This is a genomic window from Flavobacterium sp. ov086 (genome assembly GCF_900187965.1).
Taxonomy (GTDB): domain Bacteria; phylum Bacteroidota; class Bacteroidia; order Flavobacteriales; family Flavobacteriaceae; genus Flavobacterium.
Map to the genome: position 1 here is coordinate 140,939 of NZ_FZNL01000013.1, position 24,583 is coordinate 165,521.

General features: G+C 32.5%; 23 protein-coding genes and 1 pseudogene. 12 read left to right on the top strand and 12 right to left on the bottom strand.

Translation table 11 applies throughout. The features are described from left to right. Nucleotides 1-5 precede the first annotated feature (5 nt). The 6 genes and pseudogenes from CHB81_RS15195 (at nucleotide 6) to CHB81_RS15215 (ending at nucleotide 6,829) form a co-directional block, all read left to right on the top strand. Entirely contained in the window at nucleotides 6-1,559 is a 1,554-nt protein-coding gene (locus tag CHB81_RS15195; RefSeq protein ID WP_089352708.1) for a hypothetical protein, read from the top strand. Beyond that, nucleotides 1,537-3,233: pseudogene (locus tag CHB81_RS15200) on the top strand (family 16 glycosylhydrolase). The gene CHB81_RS15195 and the pseudogene CHB81_RS15200 overlap by 23 nt, the downstream one beginning before the upstream one ends. A gap of 85 nt (nucleotides 3,234-3,318) precedes the next feature. Next, on the top strand, nucleotides 3,319-4,077 hold the full coding sequence (locus CHB81_RS15205; protein ID WP_089352710.1) for a family 16 glycosylhydrolase: 759 nt from the start codon (nucleotides 3,319-3,321) through the stop codon (nucleotides 4,075-4,077). A 328-nt stretch (nucleotides 4,078-4,405) separates the two neighbouring features. After that, nucleotides 4,406-4,990, top strand: a complete 585-nt coding sequence (locus CHB81_RS15210) for an RNA polymerase sigma factor (RefSeq protein WP_089352711.1) — start codon at nucleotides 4,406-4,408, stop codon at nucleotides 4,988-4,990. Nucleotides 4,991-5,040: 50 nt separating this feature from the next. Continuing rightward, nucleotides 5,041-5,184: a hypothetical protein gene (locus tag CHB81_RS26900; protein WP_165902296.1), complete on the top strand. Its 144-nt coding sequence runs from the start codon at nucleotides 5,041-5,043 to the stop codon at nucleotides 5,182-5,184. A gap of 580 nt (nucleotides 5,185-5,764) precedes the next feature. Further along, a complete protein-coding gene (locus tag CHB81_RS15215; protein WP_089352712.1) occupies nucleotides 5,765-6,829 on the top strand; it encodes a lipopolysaccharide assembly protein LapB in 1,065 nt (354 codons plus the stop codon). Between the two features lie 35 nt (nucleotides 6,830-6,864). Here CHB81_RS15215 and nth read toward each other — a convergent pair whose 3' ends face one another. Beyond that, on the bottom strand, nucleotides 6,865-7,515 hold the full coding sequence (gene nth, locus CHB81_RS15220) for an endonuclease III (RefSeq protein WP_089352745.1): 651 nt from the start codon (nucleotides 7,513-7,515) through the stop codon (nucleotides 6,865-6,867). A 308-nt stretch (nucleotides 7,516-7,823) separates the two neighbouring features. Here nth and CHB81_RS15225 point away from each other — a divergent pair, with 308 nt between their 5' ends. Beyond that, nucleotides 7,824-8,420: a hypothetical protein gene (locus CHB81_RS15225; protein ID WP_089352713.1), complete on the top strand. Its 597-nt coding sequence runs from the start codon at nucleotides 7,824-7,826 to the stop codon at nucleotides 8,418-8,420. Between the two features lie 59 nt (nucleotides 8,421-8,479). Continuing rightward, nucleotides 8,480-8,932: a thioredoxin-dependent thiol peroxidase gene (gene bcp / locus CHB81_RS15230; protein WP_089352714.1), complete on the top strand. Its 453-nt coding sequence runs from the start codon at nucleotides 8,480-8,482 to the stop codon at nucleotides 8,930-8,932. Nucleotides 8,933-9,612: 680 nt separating this feature from the next. On the opposite strand, the gene CHB81_RS15235 is transcribed toward bcp, so the two are convergent. Beyond that, nucleotides 9,613-11,073: a TonB-dependent receptor gene (locus tag CHB81_RS15235; RefSeq protein WP_089352715.1), complete on the bottom strand. Its 1,461-nt coding sequence runs from the start codon at nucleotides 11,071-11,073 to the stop codon at nucleotides 9,613-9,615. 90 nt (nucleotides 11,074-11,163) lie between these two features. On the opposite strand from CHB81_RS15235, the gene CHB81_RS15240 reads away from it, so the two are divergent. From CHB81_RS15240 to CHB81_RS15250, 3 genes are read left to right on the top strand one after another with little or no spacing between them, the layout of a single operon-like run. Continuing rightward, nucleotides 11,164-11,928 carry an MBL fold metallo-hydrolase gene (locus CHB81_RS15240; RefSeq protein WP_089352716.1) on the top strand — a complete coding sequence of 255 codons (765 nt, stop codon included), beginning with the start codon at nucleotides 11,164-11,166 and terminating at the stop codon, nucleotides 11,926-11,928. A gap of 13 nt (nucleotides 11,929-11,941) precedes the next feature. Beyond that, on the top strand, nucleotides 11,942-12,445 hold the full coding sequence (locus CHB81_RS15245; protein ID WP_089352717.1) for a hypothetical protein: 504 nt from the start codon (nucleotides 11,942-11,944) through the stop codon (nucleotides 12,443-12,445). 42 nt (nucleotides 12,446-12,487) lie between these two features. Next, nucleotides 12,488-12,910: a hypothetical protein gene (locus tag CHB81_RS15250; protein WP_089352718.1), complete on the top strand. Its 423-nt coding sequence runs from the start codon at nucleotides 12,488-12,490 to the stop codon at nucleotides 12,908-12,910. Between the two features lie 86 nt (nucleotides 12,911-12,996). Here the strand turns inward: CHB81_RS15250 and CHB81_RS15255 are convergent, their stop codons facing one another. The 7 genes from CHB81_RS15255 to CHB81_RS15285 form a co-directional block, all read right to left on the bottom strand. After that, nucleotides 12,997-13,566, bottom strand: a complete 570-nt coding sequence (locus CHB81_RS15255; protein WP_089352719.1) for a cysteine hydrolase family protein — start codon at nucleotides 13,564-13,566, stop codon at nucleotides 12,997-12,999. Between the two features lie 155 nt (nucleotides 13,567-13,721). Next, on the bottom strand, nucleotides 13,722-14,036 hold the full coding sequence (locus tag CHB81_RS15260; RefSeq protein WP_089352720.1) for a helix-turn-helix domain-containing protein: 315 nt from the start codon (nucleotides 14,034-14,036) through the stop codon (nucleotides 13,722-13,724). Between the two features lie 119 nt (nucleotides 14,037-14,155). After that, nucleotides 14,156-14,389 (bottom strand): type II toxin-antitoxin system RelE/ParE family toxin, encoded by a 234-nt coding sequence (locus tag CHB81_RS15265; protein WP_369597380.1) that lies wholly within the window; start codon nucleotides 14,387-14,389, stop codon nucleotides 14,156-14,158. Between the two features lie 163 nt (nucleotides 14,390-14,552). Beyond that, complete coding sequence (locus tag CHB81_RS15270; RefSeq protein WP_089352721.1) at nucleotides 14,553-15,197, bottom strand: alpha/beta hydrolase; 645 nt, start codon at nucleotides 15,195-15,197, stop codon at nucleotides 14,553-14,555. Between the two features lie 127 nt (nucleotides 15,198-15,324). Beyond that, a complete protein-coding gene (locus CHB81_RS15275) occupies nucleotides 15,325-15,651 on the bottom strand; it encodes a hypothetical protein (protein ID WP_089352722.1) in 327 nt (108 codons plus the stop codon). Nucleotides 15,652-15,656: 5 nt separating this feature from the next. Next, on the bottom strand, nucleotides 15,657-16,916 hold the full coding sequence (locus CHB81_RS15280) for a dihydroorotase family protein (protein WP_089352723.1): 1,260 nt from the start codon (nucleotides 16,914-16,916) through the stop codon (nucleotides 15,657-15,659). Between the two features lie 125 nt (nucleotides 16,917-17,041). Further along, nucleotides 17,042-18,970: a BatA domain-containing protein gene (locus CHB81_RS15285; protein WP_089352724.1), complete on the bottom strand. Its 1,929-nt coding sequence runs from the start codon at nucleotides 18,968-18,970 to the stop codon at nucleotides 17,042-17,044. A 288-nt stretch (nucleotides 18,971-19,258) separates the two neighbouring features. On the opposite strand from CHB81_RS15285, the gene CHB81_RS15290 reads away from it, so the two are divergent. After that, nucleotides 19,259-20,371, top strand: coding sequence for a lactonase family protein (locus tag CHB81_RS15290; protein WP_089352725.1), 1,113 nt, complete (start codon nucleotides 19,259-19,261; stop codon nucleotides 20,369-20,371). Nucleotides 20,372-20,523: 152 nt separating this feature from the next. Here the strand turns inward: CHB81_RS15290 and CHB81_RS15295 are convergent, their stop codons facing one another. The 3 genes from CHB81_RS15295 to CHB81_RS15305 all read right to left on the bottom strand — a co-directional run bounded on the left by CHB81_RS15295 (nucleotide 20,524) and on the right by CHB81_RS15305 (nucleotide 24,578). Beyond that, complete coding sequence (locus CHB81_RS15295) at nucleotides 20,524-21,876, bottom strand: DEAD/DEAH box helicase (protein WP_089352726.1); 1,353 nt, start codon at nucleotides 21,874-21,876, stop codon at nucleotides 20,524-20,526. Nucleotides 21,877-21,986: 110 nt separating this feature from the next. Next, entirely contained in the window at nucleotides 21,987-22,355 is a 369-nt protein-coding gene (locus CHB81_RS15300) for a response regulator transcription factor (RefSeq protein ID WP_089352727.1), read from the bottom strand. Between the two features lie 9 nt (nucleotides 22,356-22,364). Further along, nucleotides 22,365-24,578 (bottom strand): DUF4838 domain-containing protein, encoded by a 2,214-nt coding sequence (locus CHB81_RS15305; RefSeq protein WP_254921119.1) that lies wholly within the window; start codon nucleotides 24,576-24,578, stop codon nucleotides 22,365-22,367. Nucleotides 24,579-24,583: the final 5 nt, after the last annotated feature.

Consider the following 24,583-nt stretch of genomic DNA (forward strand, 5'->3'; position numbering starts at 1 on the left):
TTATTATGAAAAAATTACATTTTATTATAAGTCTTTTCGTTTTGACAATACTACTGGGTTGTTCAAATGACGATAATAGCAATATTGATTTAGACAGCATAGGTGCACCGTCTAATGTATCTGCTTTGACTACTGTAACGCAGGATAACACAGGTAAAGTTACTTTTTTACCTAAAGGCGAAGGTGTTACACAATACAAAGTGAATTATGGCGACGGAAGTCCTGAGTCTGATTATTTTGGATCTGGAGGAACTGTAATACATACTTATAAAGAAGGGGTTTACCATGCTAAAATTAAAGCAATGGGAATCAACGGAAAAGTAACCGAAGTAGATCAGGAAGTAACCGTTTCGTTTTTGGCTCCAACGAACCTACAAGTGACTTTGGCACATGTTGCAGGAGATAATTTGTCAGCATCAGTTACAGCAAAAGCAAACTTAGAAACTTTCTTTCAGGTATATTTTGGTGAAACCCCAGAGGAAATTCCTGTAGATTTTATGGAAGGTCAAACTATTAAGCATACTTATGCTAATGTAGGAGAGTACAAAGTAAAAGTAGTAGCGTTGAGCGGAGGTATTGCAACTACAACTTACGAAGAAACAATTGCAATATCGAATCCGGTTTTATTACCGGTAGATTTCGAATCTGCAACGCTTAATTATGCCTTTAATAATTTTGGAGGAGCAAATACAACTGTAGCGAATAATCCAAGTGTAAACGAAGATAATCCGAGCGCAAAAGTAGCTAAGCTAAACAAAAGTGCAGGTTCTGAAGTTTGGGCCGGTTCATTTATAGAATTAGGTGTACCGATTGATTTCTCAACATTGAAAAAAATTAAAATAAAAGCATGGTCGCCAAAAGCTGGAATTGTAGTTAAAATGAAATTAGAAAACTTAACAGATTCTAATATTAATACAGAAGTTGATGTAACCAATACAATTGCTAACGGTTGGGAAGAATTAACTTTTGATTTCTCAGCAGTCGATAATACTAAGAATTATCAAAGAGTGGTTGTTTTCTTTGATTTCGGAAATAACGGAACAGGAGCTGATTATTATTTTGATGATATTGAATTGACTGCAGGTGTTGAAACTGTAAAATTGCCATTGACTTTTGAGTCTTCGGTATTGACTTATGAGTTCACCAGTTTTGGAGGAGCAAATTCGGTATTGGCAGATAATCCGGATAAAACAGGAATTAATACATCGGCAAAAGTTGGCGCATTAACAAAAGGAAGCGGTTCTGAAGTTTGGGCGGGATCTTTCATTGAATTGGCAAGCCCGCTTAACTTTTCTACTTTCAAGAAGTTGAAAATGAAAGTATGGTCACCTCAGGCAGGAATAGTTGTTAAAATGAAGTTTGAAAACATGTCTGATAGTACAATCAATAAAGAAGTAGATGCTACTACAACTGTCGCAAACGGATGGGAAGAGCTCACTTTTGATTTCACCGGAGCCACAACAGCCAACCAATTTCAACGAGTAGTAGTGTTCTTTGACTTTGGAGCCAGCGGCACAGGGAAAACCTATTATTTTGATGATATTAAACAATCCAACTAAAAAAACGAAATCATGAGTAAAAGAATAATTATAAATATAATAGCATTACTGTCAATATTTTTGACCGTAAGTTGCCAGAAAGATGATTATGCATTTGGCGATTTGTCAGCACCATCAAATCTTAAAGTAACAGCTCAAGTTATCGGAAAAACTGCCGATGCCCCGGACGGAGACGGCTCAGGAATGGTGAAATTAATAGCAACGGCAGATAATGCGGTGTCTTATAAATATATATTTAGCGACGGAACCTCACAAAATTCTCCAAGCGGTGTATATACCAAACGTTTTACCAAAACCGGCGTAAATACCTATACCGTTACAATAATTGCAACCGGAAAAGGAGGTGTTGCTACAAATAGTACAGTAGACGTTACCGTGCTAAGTAATTTTAGCGATGACGAAGCTGTTCAGTTCCTGACCAACGGAAGTTCACAAAAATGGTATTGGTCAGCATCAGAACCTGGACATCTGGGAGTAGGACAAAATGATAGTGATGCTGCTAAAAACTTTTTTCCAAACTACTATTCTGCGACACCTTTTGAAAAAGCAGGATCGCCAACAAGCAGTTGTTTATACGAAAACGTATTGACGTTCTCGCTAGTTGGAGGACAATTGAAATTCGAATTAGACAATGGAGGAGCAACATTCTTTAATGCATCATTCAAAAATGTAGCAGGAGGAAGCGGATCCGGAGATGCTTGTTTAACGTATGATGCTACGGGAGTTAAAACCGTTTCATTAAGCCCGTCAGAATCTGTTGTAACAAAAAATCCTGATCATCAAACTCAAACAAGAGGTACAATGTTAAACTTCTCTGATGGTGGATTTATGGGGTATTACATTGGTCAAAGTTCTTATGAGATATTGTCAATTACAGCAAACAGAATGGTTGTTAGAGCTATTATGGGCGGAGATTCTTCTTTGGCTTGGTACCATATTTTTACCACAACACCACCTACTCAGACTCCGGATACTGATTTTACAAATCTGGTTTGGTCTGATGAATTCAATACAGATGGAGCACCAGACGCTGCAAAATGGGTTTATGATTTAGGAAAAGGAACAAACGGTTGGGGAAATAATGAAAAACAAAACTATACCAACTCAGCAACAAATGTGATCGTTCAAGGTGGAAATCTTAAAATAACCGCTAAAAAAGAAGCTTCAGGCGGAGCAGATTATTCTTCGGCACGACTAAAAACCGATGGTAAATTTTCATTCACTTATGGAAAACTCGAAATAAAAGCCAAGCTTCCAACAGGAGCAGGAACATGGCCGGCATTATGGATGTTAGGACAAAATTATACCACCAAACCATGGCCTGCCTGTGGAGAAATTGATATGATGGAACATGTGGGCAATAACCAGAATGTTATTTTGAGCACACTTCATTATCCCGGACATTCAGGAGGAGAAGGCAATACAGGCTCGAAAACAATACCAAATGTCTCAACAGAATTTCATGTTTATAAAACAATCTGGACAGCATCATCAGTCAAAACTTATGTAGATGACACAATGATTCATTCAGTTCCTAATGACGGTACTCTTCCCTTTAATAGTGACTTTTTCTTAATTTTAAATGTTGCAATGGGAGGTAATCTGGGCGGTAATATTGATCCCGCTTTTACACAATCTTCTATGGAGGTCGATTATGTACGAGTATATCAATAGAATACAAATTAATTAGTAAGAATGAAGCAAGAAGGTCAGTTTAAGGCTGACCTTCTTAATTTTTAGCAATTTTAAAAATGAAATTATGCAAAAAGTAATTGTGTTATTATTGATTACCAGCTTTGGTTTTGCCCAGCAAGTAAAACGAAAACTAGTCTGGGAAGAAAATTTTAATAAAAAGGAAGTAAACGAATCTGTTTGGAATTTTGAAATTGGAGACGGTTGTCCTGATCTTTGCGGTTTTGGAAACAATGAAAGACAGATTTATACCAAAACAAATCACGAATTAAAAGACGGGAATTTAGTTATTGAAGCCCGAAAGGAAGGAGATAAATACACCTCTACAAAAATAACCACAAAAGGAAAGAAAGAATTTTTATATGGCAGAATAGAAGCCAGAGCAAAATTGCCAGTTGGTCACGGTTTATGGCCTGCTTTCTGGATGTTGGGCGCCAATATCGATGCCGTAAAATGGCCTAAAACCGGAGAAATTGATATTCTGGAATATATTGGCAGAGATCCGCATATGGTATATACAACCTTGCACACACAAGACAGTCACGGAAATACAATTAACACCAAAAGAACTGCTTTTCCAAATATCGAAGAGGGGTATCATGTATATGCGATTGAGTGGACAAAAGAAAAAATTGACTTTTTTGTAGATAAAATTTTAGTTTATACTTTTAATCCGCAAGTAAAAAACGAAGACATCTGGCCATTTGACAAACCGTTCTATATTATCCTAAATTTGGCCATAGGGGGAAATTTTGGAGGTCCTGAAGTCGATGATAAAGTGCTGCCACAGAAATATTATGTCGATTATGTACGTGTTTATCAGTAAAAAAACAATAGTTTAAAAACATGCAGTTTAAAACAGATGTAAAGCGCTTAACTATTTAATTGTAAGTTAATTATGTCTGTTTTTAATTGTTAAAAATACGTTTAAATTTGAGCATTTTTAGCCTTTTTCAAGCAAAGTTTAAGTTTATTTTACAAAACTTAATGTTTTGTTGTTAATTATTGTTTCTTTTATTTGCTTTTTAAAACATTTATTTGTTAAATTTGGTCACAATATTAACATAACTCAAAAAAAGATACGCCTATACAATAAAATTACTTTTTAGAAAAAATTACTTAAAATTTTATACAAAAACTAAAAAGGTAGTATTATGGCTGATCTGCATATTCCAGACGCTCTATTGGTAAAAAATTATGTCGAAGGCAACGAATCTGCACTTGGAACATTAATAAAGAGACACGAATCTAAAATATATGGTTTCATATATTCTAAGATCGCTGATAGAGATATTTCAAACGATATTTTTCAAGATACTTTCATTAAGGTAATCAAAACCTTAAAAAGTAACTCCTATAATGAAGAGGGTAAATTTTTACCTTGGGTTATGCGTATTTCTCACAATTTAATTGTAGACCACTTTCGCAAGACTAAAAAAATGCCAATGTACAGAGAAACAGAAGAGTTTTCTATCTTTTCTGTAATGTCAGATGATTCTTTAACCATAGAAGGCAAAATGATTGTTGATCAGGTCGAAGTCGACTTAAAAAAGCTAATCGAAGAGCTGCCAGAAGATCAAAAAGAGGTTTTAGTGATGCGTATGTATCAGGATATGAGCTTCAAAGAAATCTCAGAATTAACAGATGTTAGCATTAATACAGCATTGGGCAGAATGCGTTATGCATTGATGAATTTGAGAAAAATAATCGACAAACATCAAATTATTTTGACCAACTAATACTATTTTGAGTATTAGCCCGTTATACTATTATAAAACATTTTCATAGTATGGCGAAAATTTACTCGAAAAAGGCATTAGCTTCTAAAAATTTAAAACCGAAAAAAGAAGTTGTTTCTTTTTTACTTAGTTACTCACAAGCATTAACAATTGTGAAAATTGAAGATAAAAGTTTTGAAATTATAGCTAATTAAACAGCCCACTACTTTGGTCGGATGTTTATTTCGAAAGAAAAACCAAATGGTCGTTTTGGTTGAAAGCTCACTATTTGTATGCAAATACAGGTAGTGAGTTTTTTTATGCGGTAATCTTAAGTTTTTTATTTTTGCTTATGCGAAAAATAATACGTTAGTGCTTTGATTATTTGGTAGTTGTGTGTTGTTGTGGTAATGTGTATGTTAAAATTTAATAATTTGTTAATATTTTGTTTATTTATTCAGTAATTAGCTTTATTTTGGTTAAAAAATAATTTTTTATTCAAGCGAATTGCTTAATTATGAAGTTTTTCGTATTAAAAAATTAAGATATGTGAAAAAATACTAATATTGTGGCCAAAAAATAAAAGTTTAACCAAAATAACCAGATTATCTATGAAGAAAAATTACACTACTTTATTTTGTTTTGTTTGTTGAACGCGATAGTGTTGCGTAAAAAAGTATAAAGATCAAAAGTGTCTTTGTGCTAAATATTTAGTATGGGCAAAAGAATAACTTTTGCGCTATATTTTAAGTATCATTTGTTCCAATCTATTTAACAACTAACAAAACCAAAAAAATGAAAAAGAACCTTAAGATACTATCATTTCTACTATTGGTGAGTATCGGAGTATTTGCTCAAAAAGACCAGATTAAAGAGGCGCAAACTTTATTTGATAAAGGAAAAAGTGAGGAATCTTTAACGATTTTAAACAAAACAGAATACCTTATTCTTAATGCACCTGATGAAGACAAATCGGATTTTTACTTTTTAAAAGGAAATGTATTAAAAGATTTAGCAGTAAAAAACATAGATGCAGCCAATAATTTTACATTGGCATCGCAATCTTATCAGGATGTATTTTTGTACGAGAATGAATCGGGTAAATTTAAATTTACGGCCAAAGCAAATATAGCTTTGAAAGAAATGAAATCTAGTTTAGTTAATGGCGCCATGACAGATTTTAATGCAGGTAAATTCAAAGAAAGTGCCGAGAAAAGTTATAAAGTTTATTTGTTTGATAAAAAAGACACATTAAACCTGTATAATGCCGCAGCATCTTCTGTAAATGCTAAGGATTATGACTCAGCAATTAAATTTTATGAAGCCCTAAAAAAGATTAATTTTTCAGGAAAAGGAGTTCTGTATCTTGCTACAAACAAGAAAACAAAAGAAGAAGATATCTTTATTTCTCCAAAAGCCAGAGAAGCTGCAGTTCTGGGAGGATTATACGAAAAACCAAGAACAGAATCAGTTCCTTCAAAAAAAATTGAAGTTAATAATAATTTAGCATATTCTTATATGGAAAAAAAGGATTATGCTAAAGCAGAGTCAACTTATAATTATGTTCTGGAATTAGATCCTAACTACGTTGATGCTTATATTAATATGGCTTATTTGAAGTTACAGATGAAAAAAGATTTAGCCGAAGAAATATCATTATTAGGAACTTCGGCTGCTGAAATGCAAAAATACGACAAGTTAAATGCCAGAAAAGACGATGTTGCCCGCAGTGCCATTCCGTATCTTAAAAAAGTGCTGACAATCGAGCCTAAAAACACAGATGCTACAAAAACACTCTTAGGCGTTTACAGATCTTTAGACATGACAAATGAATACAATGCACTAAAGAGCAGCATGTAAAAAAACAAAGAATAAATAAAGAGGCTGTTAAAATATTACTTTTTAGCAGCCTCTTCTATTATAGATTTTTTCCCGATAGTTCTCGTGATAATATCTTTCTCCAGACTCCAGCCCCTCGCAGGCGAATATTCACGTCCGTACCAAATAATCTGAAGATGCAGGTCGTTCCATATTTCTCTGGGAAATAATCGTTTAGCGTCTTTTTCAGTTTGTACAACATTTTTCCCGTTCGAAAGATTCCATCTGTACATTAATCTGTGAATATGAGTATCAACAGGAAAAGCAGGAACGCCAAAAGCCTGTGACATCACCACACTTGCTGTTTTATGTCCCACTGCGGGTAGTTCTTCAAGTGCCTCAAAACTCTGCGGAACTTTCCCGTTATGTTTATCAATCAAAATGTGTGACAAACCATGAATTCCTTTCGATTTCATAGGAGACAAACCACAAGGTCGAATAATCTCTTTAATTTCCTCTACCGACATTTTAATCATATCATACGGATTATCAGCCTTTGCAAAAAGCAAAGGTGTAATCTGATTCACGCGAACATCTGTACATTGCGCCGAAAGTAAAACAGCAATCAAAAGTGTATAAGGATCTTTATGGTCTAATGGAACAGGTATAGTAGGGTAGAGTTCTTTTAACGTATTTATAACAAATTGTACGCGAGCTTCTTTATTCATTTCCGTATTTTTAATCCTGTAAAAATAGCATAATTTTAATGATGAGCCTAATCCAGCTTTCCGTTGCAACTCCCATTGCGTTAGTAACATTTTTAAGTATTTACAAGAGCTTCCTCTGGTCGCTTTCTAAATACAAAAAATGTAAACTACCTCAATTCCGGGGTTTTCACTGTAATCTGGGGCATGAGAACTATTAGTCTTTATTAATGTAGATATTTTAAATAATGAAAATTATAATGACGGTTATTTTTGTATTTGTTTCCCAATTTTGTTTGAGCCAAAATTGTAGTTGTAAAAAACTACCTAAATTGAATGAAATTATATCTTGTGAAAAATCAACTTTTAATAATGGAACAAAAATTTACCGTCAATTTAATTGTGATTCCTCTTGGCTTGTTTTTGAAAGTAAAGCAAGGAAAAAGAGAATACTTTTTTCTTTAGATAAAAATCTAATCGAATTAACAGAAAAATTAGGTTACACTAGTTGGGTTGAATATAAAAGTACCTTTATAATAGAAAACCGTTTAATTTCAGGTTGTTGTGATCCACCTGAATATGTGCTGTTTGATAAGAATAGTGGAAAAAAAATAGCAGAATTAGGTAGAGAAGTATTTCATAGTGAAATTCAAAAATATCCTTATTTTGTAACTATCGATAAAGAAAAATACAGTTTTTTAAGCTTTTTAAATTTGAATACTAATAAAATATTTAAAATTAATTTGCCGAAAGGAAGAATTGATCAGGCTTTAAAAAAATCAAACTATATTTTTGCGGAGTACTTATTTGAAAAGGGGGAAATTAAAAACGGTATTTTTGAAATTAAATATAAATACAAAACAAAAGAAACTAATAAGTGGTTGATTGAAAAAATTAAAGTCGATTTAAATCAATATGTCAATAAGTAATTAAATTTTAGAATCTAAATTAATTTATTCTAAAATCAACAATCTAAAAACCTAAATAAATGATAACATTAAAAGCCGGTGATAAAGCACCAAATTTTTCAGGAGTAGATCAAGATGGTAAAACACATAAATTGGCAGATTATGCCGGAAAAAAACTAGTAGTTTTCTTTTATCCAAAAGCAAGTACACCAGGTTGTACGGCAGAAGCGTGTGATCTAAGAGATAATTTTGAGCGATTTAAAGCCAATAATTATGAACTTCTGGGAGTAAGTGCCGATAGTCAAAAAGCACAGTCAAAATTCAAAGACAAATACGAATTTCCTTTCCCATTATTAGCAGACGAAGACAAATCTGTAATCAACGCATTCGGAGTTTGGGGACCTAAAAAATTCATGGGAAGAGAATACGACGGAATTCACAGAACCACATTTGTAATCAATGAAAATGGAATCATCGATGAGGTAATCGAAAAAGTAAAAACAAAAGAACACGCAGCACAGATCTTGAAATAGTTTTTTGTTTCAGGTTTCAGGTTTTCTTTGTTTCAGGTTTTAATTTCTGAACTCAAAGTAGATTTTACCGCAAAGCACGCTAAGTTTTTTGTTCTGGATTCTGGTTAGTAAACACAAAGTTTGCAAAGTTTAATCAATAGAAAGCTTTGCGAACTTTGCGATTTTATAAAATCACGTATAGAAAAAAACTTTGTGTGCTTTGCGGTAAAATTTTTATTCAAATCGTAACCTGCAATCTAAATTGCTTAAATAAAAAAAACCGTGTAAATCTGCGTTTTCGCAAGGCGAATCCGTATAATCCGCGTACTATTTACCACGCTAGAAACTCCCCAAAACTCAATCGCTACAAAGCTTTGCGAACTTTATATTTGCAAACTACAATCAACAACAAAAAAACTTTGTGTGCTTTGTGGTAAAATTTTTATTCAAATCGTAACCTGCAATCTAAATTGCTTAAATAAAAAAAACCGTGTAAATCTGCGTTTTCGCAAGGCGAATCCGTATAATCCGCGTACTATTTACCACGCTAGAAACTCCCCAAAACTCAATCGCTACAAAGCTTTGCGAACTTTATATTTGCAAACTACAATCAACAACAAAAAAACTTTGCGCACTTTGCGGTAAAATTTTTATTCGACCTGAAACAAAAAAAAAGTCCCAATTAAGGGACTTTTTTAATTCTAAGTATTTTGTTCCAATTCCTTTTGCGGATGATATCCAAAAAGGTGGTGTTCTTTTATAATTTCGGCAATACCGGAAGGAAGCATATGTTCCCAGCCCGTTTTTCCCTGATTGATCATTTTTAAAACCTCGCGAGAGAAAACCTCCAAATTATGCGGATCGTAATCAGCAATATCAACAACTTTTCCGTTGAATTTAAAGAATTTGTATAATTCTTTCATTCTAGGGTGTACTTTTAAGTTGTTCGAATCCATCAAAACGCCATTGTCGTCTAACATTGGATATAGGAAAACCTTCATATCTCTGTAGAATAATTTTCCAAACGCTTCCAGAATTCCACCACTTAAATGACGATAGTATTTCTCATCAAAAATATCAACTAAATTGTTTACGCCCATTGCTAATCCCATTCTGGCCTTGGTATAATTAGCAAAATATTCCACAACCTTATAATATTCCTGGAAATTCGAAATCATAACCGTTTGACCTAATGAACAAAGCAATTCGGCTCTATCCATAAAATCACGCTCATCAATTTCACCATCAGAACGTAAATTCGAAAGTGTAATTTCAAAAACGACTAAAGTATTGTCTTTCTCAACTTTATTTTCCTCAAGAAACATTTTAAGCGATTTCTCGTACATGTCCATGTTTACTTTCGTAACTGGACGGAAACTTCCTCTTAAAGCAAGAAGATTTTTTTTGTATAAAATGGCAGCCGGCAAAATGTTTTTCCCTTCAGGATTAAACATTACCGCATCCGTCATTCCGTTTTTAACCAATTGTAAGCTCATCAAACGATTATCAACATCTGCAAAACGAGGTCCTGAGAAGTTAATCGTATCAATTTCTAATTGGTCTTTGTCTAAGTGATCGTATAAATAACGAAGTAATCGTTTTGGATCATTGTATTTGTAAAAAGCACCGTAAATTAAGTTTACACCTAAAATCCCCAGTGTTTCCTGTTGTAGTCTGGCATCAGTTTCTTTAAAACGAATGTGAAGAATAATTTCGTTATAAGCTTCGTCAGGTTCAATTTGGTATCGAATTCCAACCCAACCGTGACCTTTAAATTGTTTAGCAAAATCTATCGTAGCAACCGTATTAGCATAACTGAAGAAAAGTTTAGTAGGATGTTTTTCTCTGCTTAAACGCTCTTCAATTATCTGGCCCTCAAGAGTCAGCATTTTTTTTAAACGCTCTTCGGTTACGTAGCGACCATCGCTTTCAATTCCATAAACGGCGTCACTAAAATCTTTGTCATAGGCAGACATTGCTTTTGCAATTGTTCCCGATGATCCTCCGGATCTGAAAAAATGTCTAACCGTTTCTTGTCCGGCACCAATTTCAGCAAATGTTCCGTAAATATTCTCGTTTAAATTTATGCGTAAAGCTTTGTCTTTTATAGAAGGAATCTGTTCGATGACCTTGTCACCTTTGAGTTTTATTTCTGTACCCATTTTATTTTAAATAGATTTGTTACAAAGTTAGCAAATTAGGCTTCTAATGAAAGAGAAATAATCCTATTTTTGTAAAAAAAATAAGTTCAATTGAAGGTCTATTTTCTAGGTACTGGCACATCACAAGGTATTCCGATAATCGGAGTCGATCATCCTGTTTGCAAAAGCACTGATGCTAAGGATAAAAGGCTCAGAGTAGCCATTTGGATCACTTGGGATGAGCATTCATACGTGATCGATTGCGGTCCTGATTTTAGGCAGCAAATGCTTTCGTGTGGCTGCCGACATCTTGATGCTATATTATTTACACACGAACATGCAGACCATACTGCCGGTTTAGATGATATTCGTCCGTATAATTTTCGTCAGGGCGAAATCCCTGTTTATGCACATCAAAGAGTAATTGATAATCTGAAGCGCCGTTTTGATTATGTTTTCGAAACCGTAAACAAATATCCCGGTGCTCCAAGTGTTAAAACCATTGAAGTAATCAATAACGAGCCATTTGCCGTTGGTGATAAAATGGCAATTCCTATAAATGTAATGCATGGAGATTTGCAGGTTTTTGGATATCGTATAGATGATTTCGCATATCTAACCGATGTTAAGACCATTGAAGAAGCTGAAATTAAGAAACTTAAAAATCTTAAGGTTTTGGTTGTGAATGCATTACGAGTAGAACCTCACGATACACATTTTAATTTGCAGGAAGCACTTGATTTTATAAATTTGGTGCAGCCGGAAATCGCTTATTTAACGCATATTAGCCATGTTTTGGGCTTTCATGAAGAAGTGCAAAAGCAATTGCCTAAAAATGTTTTCCTGGCTTACGATAACTTAGAAATTACAATTTAATTATACCACAAAAATGAAAAAATCCTTAATGCTTTACCTTTTTATCCTTGCGATATTAATGAACGTTTTTACTTATATGTTTTACAGCAGAGAAGTAAAGTTTGAGCAAGAAAGATATGATAAAACAACTAAGAAACTAAGAGATAGCATCAATTTAGTAGCAACAAAACTGGCTGATGCCGATTATTTTTCTCTAGAACATAATGAAAACGCACAAAACTATTTTGACAATAGTGCTTCAGGCGGAAAAGTAATTTTATATGAAAAATTGATTCCGGTTGTAACCGAAAAATTATTAGATTTAAATTCAGATCCAAACGGAAATCCTTATACAGGACAAGACAAAATTGGTCCAAACAAATTTATCATCAACAAAATAAAAATTTTAAACCACAGATGGATCATTGCAGATTATAGTAATGGAGAATTATGGGGAGAAGTCTTGTTAAAATATTTTGTTGATCAGGATGAAAAGATTACTTTTGAAGTAAATCAGACTTGGTTATATCAAAAATAGGATTTTCTATTTTTTACCATAATCAAGTAAAAAATAGAACTTATGAAAAAGATATTTTTGCTTTCGATTATTATTGGTCTTTCGTTTTCTTGCGGGAAAAAAATTTCTCAAGAAAATAACACTACAAAAGAAGTAAAACCACATTTAGTTGGAGGAGATTCTGACACTCACGGATGTAAAGGTTCGGCAGGGTATAGCTGGTCTACACTTAAAAAGGAATGTATACGTATTTTTGAAGGAACAAAGTTGTCTCATACAGAAGAAACCGGAAAAACATACACTACTGCTGCCTTCGTGATTTTTGACGGAAATAAAGCCGAGCTTTTTCTTGACACCCAAGAAGAATCAGTCATTCTGGAAAGAAAAGCAGAAGGACAACCTTGGATCAAAGGCGATCTGCAATTAGTTCCCTGGAAAGGTTATGTCCTGAAAAAAGGAGATAAGATTATTTATACGGGAGAATAAATATAAAATAAACAAAGGCGAGAAATTATTTCTCGCCTTTGTTGTTTTATGATAGTAGATATTTTTGTTTCGAAAAATAAATCACATTAAATATGCTGTTTTATAAAATCCGAAGTAACTACCTGAGCGAATTCTTCGTTTAAACTTGCTAAAGCAGTTTGATGAATTATTTCTGCAGAAAATTCTTCTCCGTTTAGACCTTTTTTGTTAAAAGTAGCTGTTGCATCAGAAACTAAATAAACGGTATAACCAAAATTACCTGCCATTCTTGTAGTTGTCGAAACACAATGATCTGTTGTTAAGCCTGCAATCACAAGATTTGTGATTTTTGCATCATCAAGTAATTCTTTTAAGTTTGTTCCGATAAAAGCGCTATTTACGTTCTTCTTGATAATGATTTCACCTTCAATTGGTTTTACAATATCCTGAAATTCATTTCCTGGATTTGTTTCATTTAAAATTGAATTTGGATTAGAGGAACAATGCTGCACGTGAAAAATAGGGAATTTTTTGTTTCTCCAAATTTCCAAAAGCTCACCGGCTTTTTGTTCCGCATTTACATTATTACGGTCTCCACCCCAATAAGCTATATCGTTAAATCCTTTTTGAATATCAATTAAAATTAGTGAAGGATTATTAATTTGTGAAGTGCTCATATTTAAATATTTAGGATTTACATTAACTGAAAACTGAGACTGATATAGATAACAAGATCTTCTTTATAAGTAGTAAGAATATTTAATTTCTCTATAATTACAGGAGTTTTTCTAGCTCAATAATTGGGATTAGTTGATTTAAAGCTTAATGTTAATTATTTATCAAAACTAATATTTAAGTCCGATAATTCTATCTGAAATTTTACTCTGGCCTTTAATGCGGTAAATACTTTAATTAAAGTATCTAATGTTATATTTCCTGCATTATTTTCCAATTTGGAAATTTGTGCTTTTTGAACACCTATAAGTTTTCCCAACTCTTCTTGAGTCAGATTTTGACTTTTTCGGGTTTGCTTTATAGCACTTCCTATTAAATCTATTTGCAAATCATATTCAAATTTATCTCTATTTGGAGTTCCAATTTTTCCAACTAGTTTATCAGTAACATCATCTAAAGTATGTGTTTTCATTTTAATAATTTTTTATAGATCTTTCTCTTTGAAATAATTTAATTTAATGGATTGTGCTCTTTTGATTTCTTTTTCGCCAACTTTACTTTGTTTTTTTACAAATCCATGTGTTGCAACAACTAGAGTTTTTTGTGAATTTGTTTATCCCAGAACGCTAATAGTCGATATTGTTTTCCCCGATAAAGGGTGCGAAATTCCCAAATTTCATCATTTAATTTTTTAAAAAGTTCCGGATCATTTTTGATTTGTGACTTACGGATGTTGTAAATGATTTTTTCAGAATGTTTTGATTCTAAATTTTTTAAAAATGAAAATGCTTCATCTAGAAATATTACATCAAAAATTTTTTTCACTTCATTTTCTCATTACAAAAATACGCAAAAGTTTCCTTTTAAAGATACTTTTGCGTATTTAGTTAATAGTGTATTTTTATAAGTTTTTAAAAATACAATTTATATTTAGAGTAAGGAAATTTTTTGAAAGAATTTTCTTAAAAAAAACAAACATTTAAAGAAGCTACAAAGCCAGCCAATTCTTAAAATCAAAGAAATTCTGCGGAGCCACACCGTGACCAACCGGATATTCTTTATAAGTAATAGGGATATTTAGTTTTTCTAAGATTGCTGGAGTTTTTCTAGCCCAGTCAACTGGAATTACTTGGTCTACAGTTCCGTGAGAGGCGAAAAATTTAAGTTTTTTGAAATCGTTTTTCTCGTAAGCTTCTTTTATGATTTCTTCATTAAAGTAACCACTCATAGCCACAACTCTCTGAACTTTTTCAGGATAAGAAAGCGCTACAGAATAGCTTAAAATCGAACCTTGGCTAAAGCCTACTAAAGTTACATTATTAGCGTCAATTGGATAATTGGCAACTAACTCGTCAATGAATTTTGCAATTAAATCACGTGAAGTTTTTGCTTGCTCATTATCTGAAAATTTATTCTGATCAGCATCAAAATTTATAGCGTACCAAGCGTAAGCTCCATATTGTAAATCATAAGGTGCTCTGGCCGAAATTATATAATAGTTATCAGGAAGTTCAGTAGCAAACGAGAATAAATCGGCTTCGTTGCTGCCGTATCCGTGTAATAAAAGTAAAACAGGATTTTTATCTAAGATAACTTTTGGTTCTTGTATTTTATATTCTAAAGATAGATTCATTTTTTGAAATGTGAAATGTGAATTGTTGGTTTGATTAACCGATTAAATCTTTGTCAAAGTTCAAAACTTTGACAAAGTTATTGGAATTTGGAATTTATCCCGAGGCTTCGGGATTGGAATTTAAATTCTATCCGATAGATTTAAACCATTTTTGAAATAAATTTCCAACTAAAGGAATAGGTCTCATTTGTCCTTGAATAGCACTAAAGATTCCGTAAGTCCATAAAATAGAGATACAAATCCACATTGGGAAAGTAATCATAAAGCTGTCGAAGTTGCTTATAATTGCGCCAAAAGAAATAAAAGTAAGTGATAATCCTAACGCCTGACGAATATGAAATGAAGCAAAAGTATTTTTATTTTCAGAGTTCATAGACATCGCGATTAAAACACCAATGATCAAAATATAACTGGTAATTGCGATTGGTTTTCCCTCTTCGATTGAATTATTCATTTTAATTATTTAGTAGATATAACAAGTTGTTTTTGATTTAAAATTCCATACACAGAACCTTTTATTTCAGTTCCTAAAAAAGCAGAATTTTTAGATTTTGAAAGAATATTTGCTTTCGTAAAAGTTGATTTGCCTTCCGGAGTAAAGAAAGTAAAGTTAGCTTTAGAACCTTCAGTAATTGAATTGTTTTCGATGCCAAATACTGCTTTTCCTAAAGTTAATTTTTCGATTACAGTTTCAAGAGGCAAAACGGTCAATAAAGCTCCAAAAGCACTTTCTAAACCAATTGTTCCATTTTTAGCCATATCAAATTCCATTTTTTTGAATTCGATATCAATTGGATTATGGTCAGAAGTAATCATATCAATTGTTCCGTCAAGAACTGCGTTTATAAGAGCAGCTCTGTCAGATTCGTTTCTTAATGGAGGTGTTACTTTGAATCTTGTATCAAAACCTTCTAATTTTTCATCGGTAAGAACCAAATGATGCACGGCAACGCTACACGTTACTTGTAGACCTTTTGCTTTGGCTTCTTTAATTAAGGCAACAGTTTTTGCTGTAGAGATAGTCGGAATGTGTAGTTTTCCTCCAGTATACTCTAATAAAAATAAGTTTCTGGCAATTTGCAATTCTTCTGCTAAATTCGGAATTCCTTTTAAGCCTAATTTGGTAGAAACGATTCCTTCGTTTGCAACACCATTTCCTTTTATATTGGCATCTTGTGCATAGGTTATTACTAATCCGTTAAAATCCTGTACATATTGCAAAGCAATTTTTAGAAGATTAGCGTTGTCGATACTTTTGTTATAATCTCCAAAAGCTACAGCACCTGTTTTTTTCATATCAAACAATTCGGCCATATCTTTTCCTTCGCTGGCTTTTGTTAAAGCCCCAATAGGGAAAAGCTCTGTAGCAAAACCATTTGCTTTATTTTTTACGAAATTTACCTGAGATTGGTTGTCGATAATAGGGAAGGAGTTGGGTTGTAAAGCAATTGCCGTGAAACCACTTTTGGCAGCAACATTTAATCCGTTTGCGATTGTTTCTCTGTCTTCATAACCTGGTTCTCCAAGAGAAACACTACTGTCAAACCAACCTTGTGAAAGATGTAAATTATCGAATTTTACTACGGTTGTATCCTCAATATCAAGAATTGAAGTTCCTATTTTTTCTATTAAACCATCTGCAATTAAAAGATCAACAGTCTGGTTATGAAACGGACTTTTTGAATCGATAATTTTGGCGCTTCTGATGATTATTTTCATATGTAGATTTTTATTTAGTCAAACACTAAGGTATTTTCACGATTAAGGAATTAAGTTTAAATTAAGAAGTTCTAAAACTTCATATTCTTAATTTCTTAATGGTTCAAAAAATAAAATTTTAAGTTTTACTTTACAAACTTGATAATTGCCATTTCTAATGCTAAAAATAACAGTGCAAAGATAACAAACCATTTCCAAATTTGGCTGTCTGTTCGCTCAGTTTGTAGTGTATTAAAAATGGTTGAAATCGTATCAGCAGTTTTAAAATCTGAAACCACATTTGTATTTACCTGACTTAAATCACTTTCGCTTCTTTTATAATTGAAACTTAGATTTTCAACCCATTCTTTTTTATCAAAAATGCTATAATTTCCGGCTGTTTCAGGGAAATCATTAAAGGTTAGTTTTACTTTATTATTCAATATTTGCTGAATCGGAATAAAAGAATCATCATTTCCTTTTACTTCCAATATAGCATCTTTTGTCAATAAGACATCTACAAAATAAGGCTGATTATTGCCAATTGTTAATGCATTTACACCAGTCTTCTGATTGTTTTGTCCCATTTTATAAAATAACGGAACAATTAAAGGAGATTGCTGGAAATTAGAATTTGTTGTATTTATTGGTGCAGAGAAAACAGTAATTCCCGAAACCGGATTTTGAATTGCAGTTACAAAAACACTTTGATCTTCATAAGACAAAACAGCAGGATATGGGCTGGAAATTACAAAGGAATTTGTTGTTTTTGGATATTGAAAATTGGTGATTTTATTCTCAAAAACGCCTGAAAACAAAGGATGATCAAAGTTTATTTTGGTAATTAGCCTGTTTTTATTTTCAAGAGATCCAAATTGTACTTTTCCGAAATTGGCTAAAAAAGAATTCAAATTAGAAACAGAACTTTTTTCGGAAGGAATTACAACCAGATTTCCGCCTTTGGCAACAAAAGCTTTCAAGGTAGTTTGTAAAGCTTGCGGAATTTCTATTAATTCATTGAGAATAATGGTGTTTTGTTTGTCTAAACTATTATAATCTAAATTGCTTATCGAATAATTACTATAATTGAATTCTGATGTAGTATAAATTCGGGATAGGAAATTACTTTTTTCTGGTTCTCCGATGCTAATAACGTTCGTTTTTTTAGTTTTTGAAATACTGAAATAGAGTTTGTTATCATACGTCAAACCATTGTCTTCAATAGTTACATAACCATGAAAAGCTTCTTTTGGAATTGTAAAGTTGATTTTCTTTTTCTTCGTATCAAATTTGATAATTGTTTTAGCAATCAATTTATTCTGATTGTACAGTGCCATCGAAACAGGTTTGAAATCTTCGCCATAAGCGGATAAATTAATGCTTAATTCGTAGAAATTTTCTAAAGTCTGATTGATAAAAACGCTATCAATAGCAATGTTGTTTTTTTGCTCAGCTTCTGGAATTATAAAATAAGGTTTCTCTTCGGTATCAATATTTTTTACATCTTTTTCGGCCAGACCAACGGCATCAGTAATAATAACAATGTCTTTTTTATATGCCGATTTATGCGCTTTTATCTTCGCCATAATAGACGGAAGCTCAAAAGGAGTTGCGCTGTAGTTTAGATTCTGTAAAGCACTTTTAGATGATTTGATATCTGTATTCCAAAAATTTTCAGTGTTGGTTAACAAAGAGAATTGAGTAGTTTCGGGCGTATTTTCTAATAATTCCTGAACAGCACGTTTTAGTAATTCACCTTTTTTTCCTTTTGCCTGCATACTAAAGGAGTTGTCCAGAATAATATACATTTCGTTGGAAGCATTTTTACTGTCTTTGGCTTCAAAAAAAGGTTGAGCAAAAGCCAAAATAATACAAGTCAGCAACAATAAACGAGTAGCTAATAAAAGTCTTTTTTTGATTTTTGAACTTTTTCGAGTCTGAACAGCAAGTTCTTTTAAGAATCGAACATTGGTGAAATAAGAAATTTTAAAACGTCGTAATTGAAATAAATGTACCAAAATTGGAACAATCAATAAAAACAGAAAGTATAGAATTTCAGGATGTTTAAAATGCATTCCGGCTTAGATTTATTTCACTACGTTTTGTAGATGCTGGTCAAAAATACAAATTTTTAGTCAAACCATATAAGTAATATTTAGTTTAACCATTTAAGTAATGTAAGATATTACGAGCAAACTCTAATTTAGGCAAAAGTTAAATGAACTTATATCAGTTATATGGTTTAAAAGGATAACATTTGAGTTGAAAAATGTAACTTTTGACGTTTCATTTGTAGCAAAAAATCAATTTATGAATGATATTATTGAGTATTTTAGCCTATTCAAAAAATAACTCAAAAAACTATGAGAAGATTATATATACTGCTTTTTTCAGCTTTTACTTTTATAAATGTGCAAGCTCAGAACAAATTCAATTTATTGGTAGGAACTTATACTAATACTTGCAAGAGTAATGGAATCTACGTTTACGAATTTGATGCTTCTTCCGGCGATTTTAAATTAAAGAATTCATCTGAAAATGTGGTAAGTCCAAGTTATTTGTCCGTTTCTGCAGATAACAAATTTATATATGCGGTAAATGAAAACGGAAAAGAAAGTGCAGTTAGTGCTTTTGGATACAATTCAAAATCAGGAAAAGTTAGTTTTATAGATAAAAATGACGCTTTGGGTGCAGATCCTTGTCATTTGATTAATGATAGCAAAAATGTACTTGTTGCCAATTATTCAGGTGGGAATATTGTAGTTTTTAAGAAAAAACCTGACGGAGGTATTACCAAAGTTCAACAATTAATTCAGCATGAAGGAAAAGGACCAAATGTTGCGCGTCAGGAAAAAGCGCATGTACATATGGTTGTTTTTTCACCGGATAAAAAGTTTGTGTTGTCTAATGATTTAGGTTTGGATAAAGTTTTTATTTATAAATACAATCCAAATTCAGCAAACGAAATATTGACTTTAAAAGAGACTGTTGATGTAAAAGCAGGAAGTGGTCCAAGACATTTAACTTTTAGCAAAGACGGTAAATTTGTGTATCTAATTCAGGAATTAGATGCTACTTTGACGACTTTTAGTTATGATAAATCAGGAAGTTTAAAAGTAATAGCAGAAACAAGTATTTTGCCAAAAGGATTTACTGGTGGAACCGGCGCTGCAGCTATCAAAATTTCGCCTGACGGGAACTTTTTATATGTTACAGATCGTGTAGATGCAAACAACATTTCGGTTTATAAAGTCCTTAAAAGCGGAAGCATTGAACTTGTTGAGCAACTTAGTACTTTAGGAAAAGGTCCAAGAGATTTTGCAATCGATCCAACAGGAAATTACCTTTTGATAGGACATCAATATACCAATGATATTGTGATATTTAAAAGAGATAAAACAACAGGAAAGCTTACTGATACGGGTAAGAAAATCGAACTTTGTTCGCCAGTTGGGTTAGTTTTTACAAAAATATAGTTCAAAGGTTCAAAGGCTCAGAGTAACAAAGATTCAAAGGTTTCTTTTGGGACGTATAAAGTAAAAAGCTCGAAGATGTAAATTTAAGTTTATAGCAACTTACTTACATCTTCGAGCTTTTTTATACTTTGAACCTTTGTCTCTCAAAAAAACTATTTATCCTTATCTTTTCTCTTTTTATCTCTTGTTTTCAACATATTTCTATTGACAGATCCGTGAGTTTTCTTTTTTGTTTTAGAAGGTCCGCCTAAGTTAACTTTCTTATTCTTTTTATCTTTTTCATGAAAAGCACCATCACCTTTTAGTGTCTGCTTTTTCATTAAAAATTTAATTGGTTGTCTGTCTTTTTCAGGCTCGATTAATTTAGTCGAAATTTCCACTTCTTCCGGAAATTCAGCAATTTCAAGTTCCTGATTCATTAAAACTTCCACTTCTACTTTAAATTCTTCTTCACGAGGTGTGATAAAACTAATTGCTGTTCCTGTAGCATCTGCACGACCTGTACGACCAATTCTGTGCATATACAATTCAGGAAATTCAGGAAGTTCAAAGTTAATAACGTGAGAGATATTCGAAATATCCAAACCTCTCGCCATAATATCAGTAGTGATTAATCCGCGAAGATTTCCTTCCTGGAATTCCGCCATTGTGCTCAAACGGTAATTTTGAGATTTATTGGAGTGAATTACTCCAAACTGACCTTCAAAATCTTCTTCAATTCTGGTATGAAGCATATCAGAAATCTTTTTATTGTTCACAAAAACCAAGACACGTTCCATGCTTTCGTTTGTTTCTAATAAATGTTTTAACAGATTAACTTTTGTATTAAAGTTTGGAACATTATAGGTGATTTGTGTAATGTTTTCCAATGGAGTTCCTGAAGCTGCAAGTGTTACTTCTTCCGGGAAATCAAAAAAGTCATTCAAAACAGCATCAACTTCATCAGTCATTGTTGCAGAGAATAAAATGTTTTGACGTTTGTTTTTCATCATCGCCAAAAGCGCTGTTAATTGTGTACGGAAACCAAGATTCAGCATTTCGTCAAACTCATCGATAACTAATTTTTGAGTTTCATCAAAACGAACTACAGCATCCAAAGCTAAATCCATTGTACGACCAGGCGTTCCAACTAAAATGTCGACACCTTCATAAACTGCTTTTTTTTGTGTATTGATATTTACTCCACCAAAAATACCAAGTGTACTAACGGACATGTATTTGGTAAGTTTTTCAACTTCTTCTACAACCTGAACAACTAATTCACGAGTTGGAACCAGAATTACAATTTTTGGTGTATTGGTTGGGGTAAACTTATATAATTTTAAAAGAGGTAATAAGTAGGCAAATGTTTTTCCGGTACCGGTTTGTGCAATTCCCATCATATCTCGTCCAGACATAATCACTGAAAAGGATTTTTCCTGGATAGGAGTAGGTGTAACAAATCCTAATTCGTCGATTGCTTTTTGTACTGATTTTGGGAGATTGAATTTTTCGAAAGTGCTCATTTGCATTAAATTTTGTGCAAATGTAACTATAAATAGCTGAAAAATCGATGTTTCTTTGAAATTACGAAAGCTTGGGACATTCGTATTTCTCAAAATTAGGGTTTCAAATACTATAAAAAACGTTTTATTCGCAATAAAAGCTCGTTTGGATTAAATGGTTTTGCAATAAAATCATCGACTCCTAATTCAAAAGCTTCTTCTACAGTATTCTCTTCTTCGCCAAGTGACGAAAGTGCTACAACACGAATGTCCTTGAAATTTCTTTTGATATAACTGATAATTTCTAATCCGGATTTTAGCGGAATTATTATTGTGGTTATAACGAGATCAGGCATAATTGTAGCAATTCTTTCGATAGCATTTATACCATCTTTTGCAATACTTATTTTGTAGCCTTCTCTTTTTAGAATAAATTTTAGAATTTCAATTGTCATTTCGTCATTCTCAATAATCATAATTTTTTTTTCACTGGTGTTCATTTCTGGCGTTTATTTTTTATACAATTCTACTTCATCAAGCATAACCATTGGCTTTTTATTTTTACGTTTTCTCCAAACAGGTATTTCTGTTTGGTTTTCTATGATGACTTTTATTTTGGCAAAATTACTAAAGCTCTGATTTTTAACTTCCCATGATTTTGTTGTAATTTCGTTGTTTTCTGTTAAAATTTCGCAATCGAGGTCTTGCAACGGCGTCCATTTTTGATTTTTAAAACCAAGTACTTTTATTTTTTTTGGTGTAAAAATCCAGTGTCTCTGATCGTTCAAAAAGTTTAATTTTAAAGTATTAAAGTTTAAATTTTTTGTTTCGATTTCAAATTCCGGATTGTTTTCATACCAGCCAATCCAGTTAATATTGAAATCTTTATAACCTCTATTTCCATCGACTAAACTATAACTTCCCTTACCTATAAACTCATTTGAAGGTTGTGTTATAAAATTTATTTTTAAGTCTTCTCCTAAATGAGTTGTTGTGTTTTTACAAATTTCCAGCCATTCTTTGTAATAATTATCGGGTGAAAGTCCTCCTTCGCTTAATTCATAAATTCCAAAATCATTACACGATTTAGAAAATTTCAGAACTCTTTCAGTCAACCCTTCACGTACTTTTTTTTCTCCTTTATTATTTACAACAAACATTCCATGTTGGTTTTTTCCGTAGAATTTAGATTGCTCAAAATAGGCAAACTCTAAAGCTAACCTTAATTTTTGAATTCTCGGACTTAAAACAGAATCTTGTTCGACAGCATTCGCAGCTTGCTCTAACAATTTATCATATTGATCCATTGCTTCGGGTGTCAGGAAAGTATTTCGGGCTTGAACCGGACCAGAATAAATGTCTAAATTGGTGTTGCTTTTATTTTGATATTCTGCCAAAAGATTCAGGTATTTGTCTACAAATGGAGCTGCTTTACCATAAAAACCTCTTAAAAAATCGGCAGTTGTAGCTTCTATATTAATATTCGTATTCCATATTAATTTGGCTAAAAGATATTGTCTCAGTTCTGAGAAATCTCCCGGTACATCGGCATATCCCTGTGCAAATATTCCTTTAACCTTATTTTTTTTAAAGAGTTTATAATTGCTCTGAAAAGGCTGCAGATTTGGAAATGGCGACATATAATTTGAAAACTGAACATTATAATCCCATAGGAACAAATGCGGAGAAGTTGTGCTCCAGTTTTCAAGTGTTTTTACAAATGTTGGGGAATTTTGAGCCGTAATTGCTTTTCCTCTATTTAATTCTATCGGACAAAAAATGGTATAAATATTCGGTTCAATCTTAAGATTTACGGGTGGTTTAAGCGTATGAAGATAGGCAAGTGTTGTAATTTTTGTTTTAGGAAAATGAGCTGCAATTTTATTCAGAAAATAATATAGAGAACCTTGCGGACCGCCATATTTCTGGTTTATTTTTCTACATTCGGTACATTCACAATATACAACATCGTCGTTTTGGCTTACAGAATAGAATTCCGCATTTGGAGTTTCGGAAATAATTTTTGCAATTTTTTTCTCCACTAAATCTACGACGGTATCATTGGTCATACATAAAGATTCTCCATTTCGCTCGTGTTCGTATAAGGCAAAAAGCTTCGGATTACTTTTAAAGTATTCTTTTGGAGGGACAAGCATGCTAAAAGAATGTCCCCATATTCCAAAATCATCCACTTGCCAGTCGAGTTTGTGCCAATCTCTAAAATCTTCATCGTAACAATCCGGATAAAATAGGGCTCTGTAATCAAAAGATGGCTGCTCTTTTTTTAGTGTGTTTTTTGCAAAAGTGACTTGTGTTATATTCGGAATATAGGTTTCTGCAGCAGTAAACTTTCTGAACTCCCAAATTTCAAGTAAACTATAAACTGCATAACGCAGGTATTTTTGATTTGGAGCAATCAAATAAATTGATTTTGTGTCGCTTTTGATAATAAACTCATTGGCTTTTAGTTTTTCTGTATTTGAAATTTCTAAAATTATTTCAGCCGAAGTATTGTCCTTTTTACTTTCTGATGTGATTTCAAAAGGTCTTTTAAAGGCTTTATCCAAATAGAATTTTAAAACTTTTGCTGCTTGCTGAGCGTTTTCAGAAGCAGTAACAATTTTATTTTTTTCGGTTATAACGATTTCAGATTGTGCCATCATATTAAAGGTAAACAGGAAAAAAAAGAGAAATTGGGTATAAATGTGATGCTTTTTTTTCATGATAT

Coding starts and splice junctions, on each gene's coding strand:
- CHB81_RS15195 (WP_089352708.1), top strand. CDS start 6: ATGAAAAAATTACATTTTATTATAAGTCTTTTCGTTTTGACAATACTA.
- CHB81_RS15205 (WP_089352710.1), top strand. CDS start 3,319: ATGCAAAAAGTAATTGTGTTATTATTGATTACCAGCTTTGGTTTTGCC.
- CHB81_RS15210 (WP_089352711.1), top strand. CDS start 4,406: ATGGCTGATCTGCATATTCCAGACGCTCTATTGGTAAAAAATTATGTC.
- CHB81_RS26900 (WP_165902296.1), top strand. CDS start 5,041: ATGGCGAAAATTTACTCGAAAAAGGCATTAGCTTCTAAAAATTTAAAA.
- CHB81_RS15215 (WP_089352712.1), top strand. CDS start 5,765: ATGAAAAAGAACCTTAAGATACTATCATTTCTACTATTGGTGAGTATC.
- nth (WP_089352745.1), bottom strand. CDS start 7,515: ATGAATAAAGAAGCTCGCGTACAATTTGTTATAAATACGTTAAAAGAA.
- bcp (WP_089352714.1), top strand. CDS start 8,480: ATGATAACATTAAAAGCCGGTGATAAAGCACCAAATTTTTCAGGAGTA.
- CHB81_RS15235 (WP_089352715.1), bottom strand. CDS start 11,073: ATGGGTACAGAAATAAAACTCAAAGGTGACAAGGTCATCGAACAGATT.
- CHB81_RS15245 (WP_089352717.1), top strand. CDS start 11,942: ATGAAAAAATCCTTAATGCTTTACCTTTTTATCCTTGCGATATTAATG.
- CHB81_RS15250 (WP_089352718.1), top strand. CDS start 12,488: ATGAAAAAGATATTTTTGCTTTCGATTATTATTGGTCTTTCGTTTTCT.
- CHB81_RS15255 (WP_089352719.1), bottom strand. CDS start 13,566: ATGAGCACTTCACAAATTAATAATCCTTCACTAATTTTAATTGATATT.
- CHB81_RS15260 (WP_089352720.1), bottom strand. CDS start 14,036: ATGAAAACACATACTTTAGATGATGTTACTGATAAACTAGTTGGAAAA.
- CHB81_RS15270 (WP_089352721.1), bottom strand. CDS start 15,197: ATGAATCTATCTTTAGAATATAAAATACAAGAACCAAAAGTTATCTTA.
- CHB81_RS15275 (WP_089352722.1), bottom strand. CDS start 15,651: ATGAATAATTCAATCGAAGAGGGAAAACCAATCGCAATTACCAGTTAT.
- CHB81_RS15280 (WP_089352723.1), bottom strand. CDS start 16,916: ATGAAAATAATCATCAGAAGCGCCAAAATTATCGATTCAAAAAGTCCG.
- CHB81_RS15285 (WP_089352724.1), bottom strand. CDS start 18,970: ATGCATTTTAAACATCCTGAAATTCTATACTTTCTGTTTTTATTGATT.
- CHB81_RS15290 (WP_089352725.1), top strand. CDS start 19,259: ATGAGAAGATTATATATACTGCTTTTTTCAGCTTTTACTTTTATAAAT.
- CHB81_RS15295 (WP_089352726.1), bottom strand. CDS start 21,876: ATGAGCACTTTCGAAAAATTCAATCTCCCAAAATCAGTACAAAAAGCA.
- CHB81_RS15300 (WP_089352727.1), bottom strand. CDS start 22,355: ATGAACACCAGTGAAAAAAAAATTATGATTATTGAGAATGACGAAATG.
- CHB81_RS15305 (WP_254921119.1), bottom strand. CDS start 24,578: ATGAAAAAAAAGCATCACATTTATACCCAATTTCTCTTTTTTTTCCTG.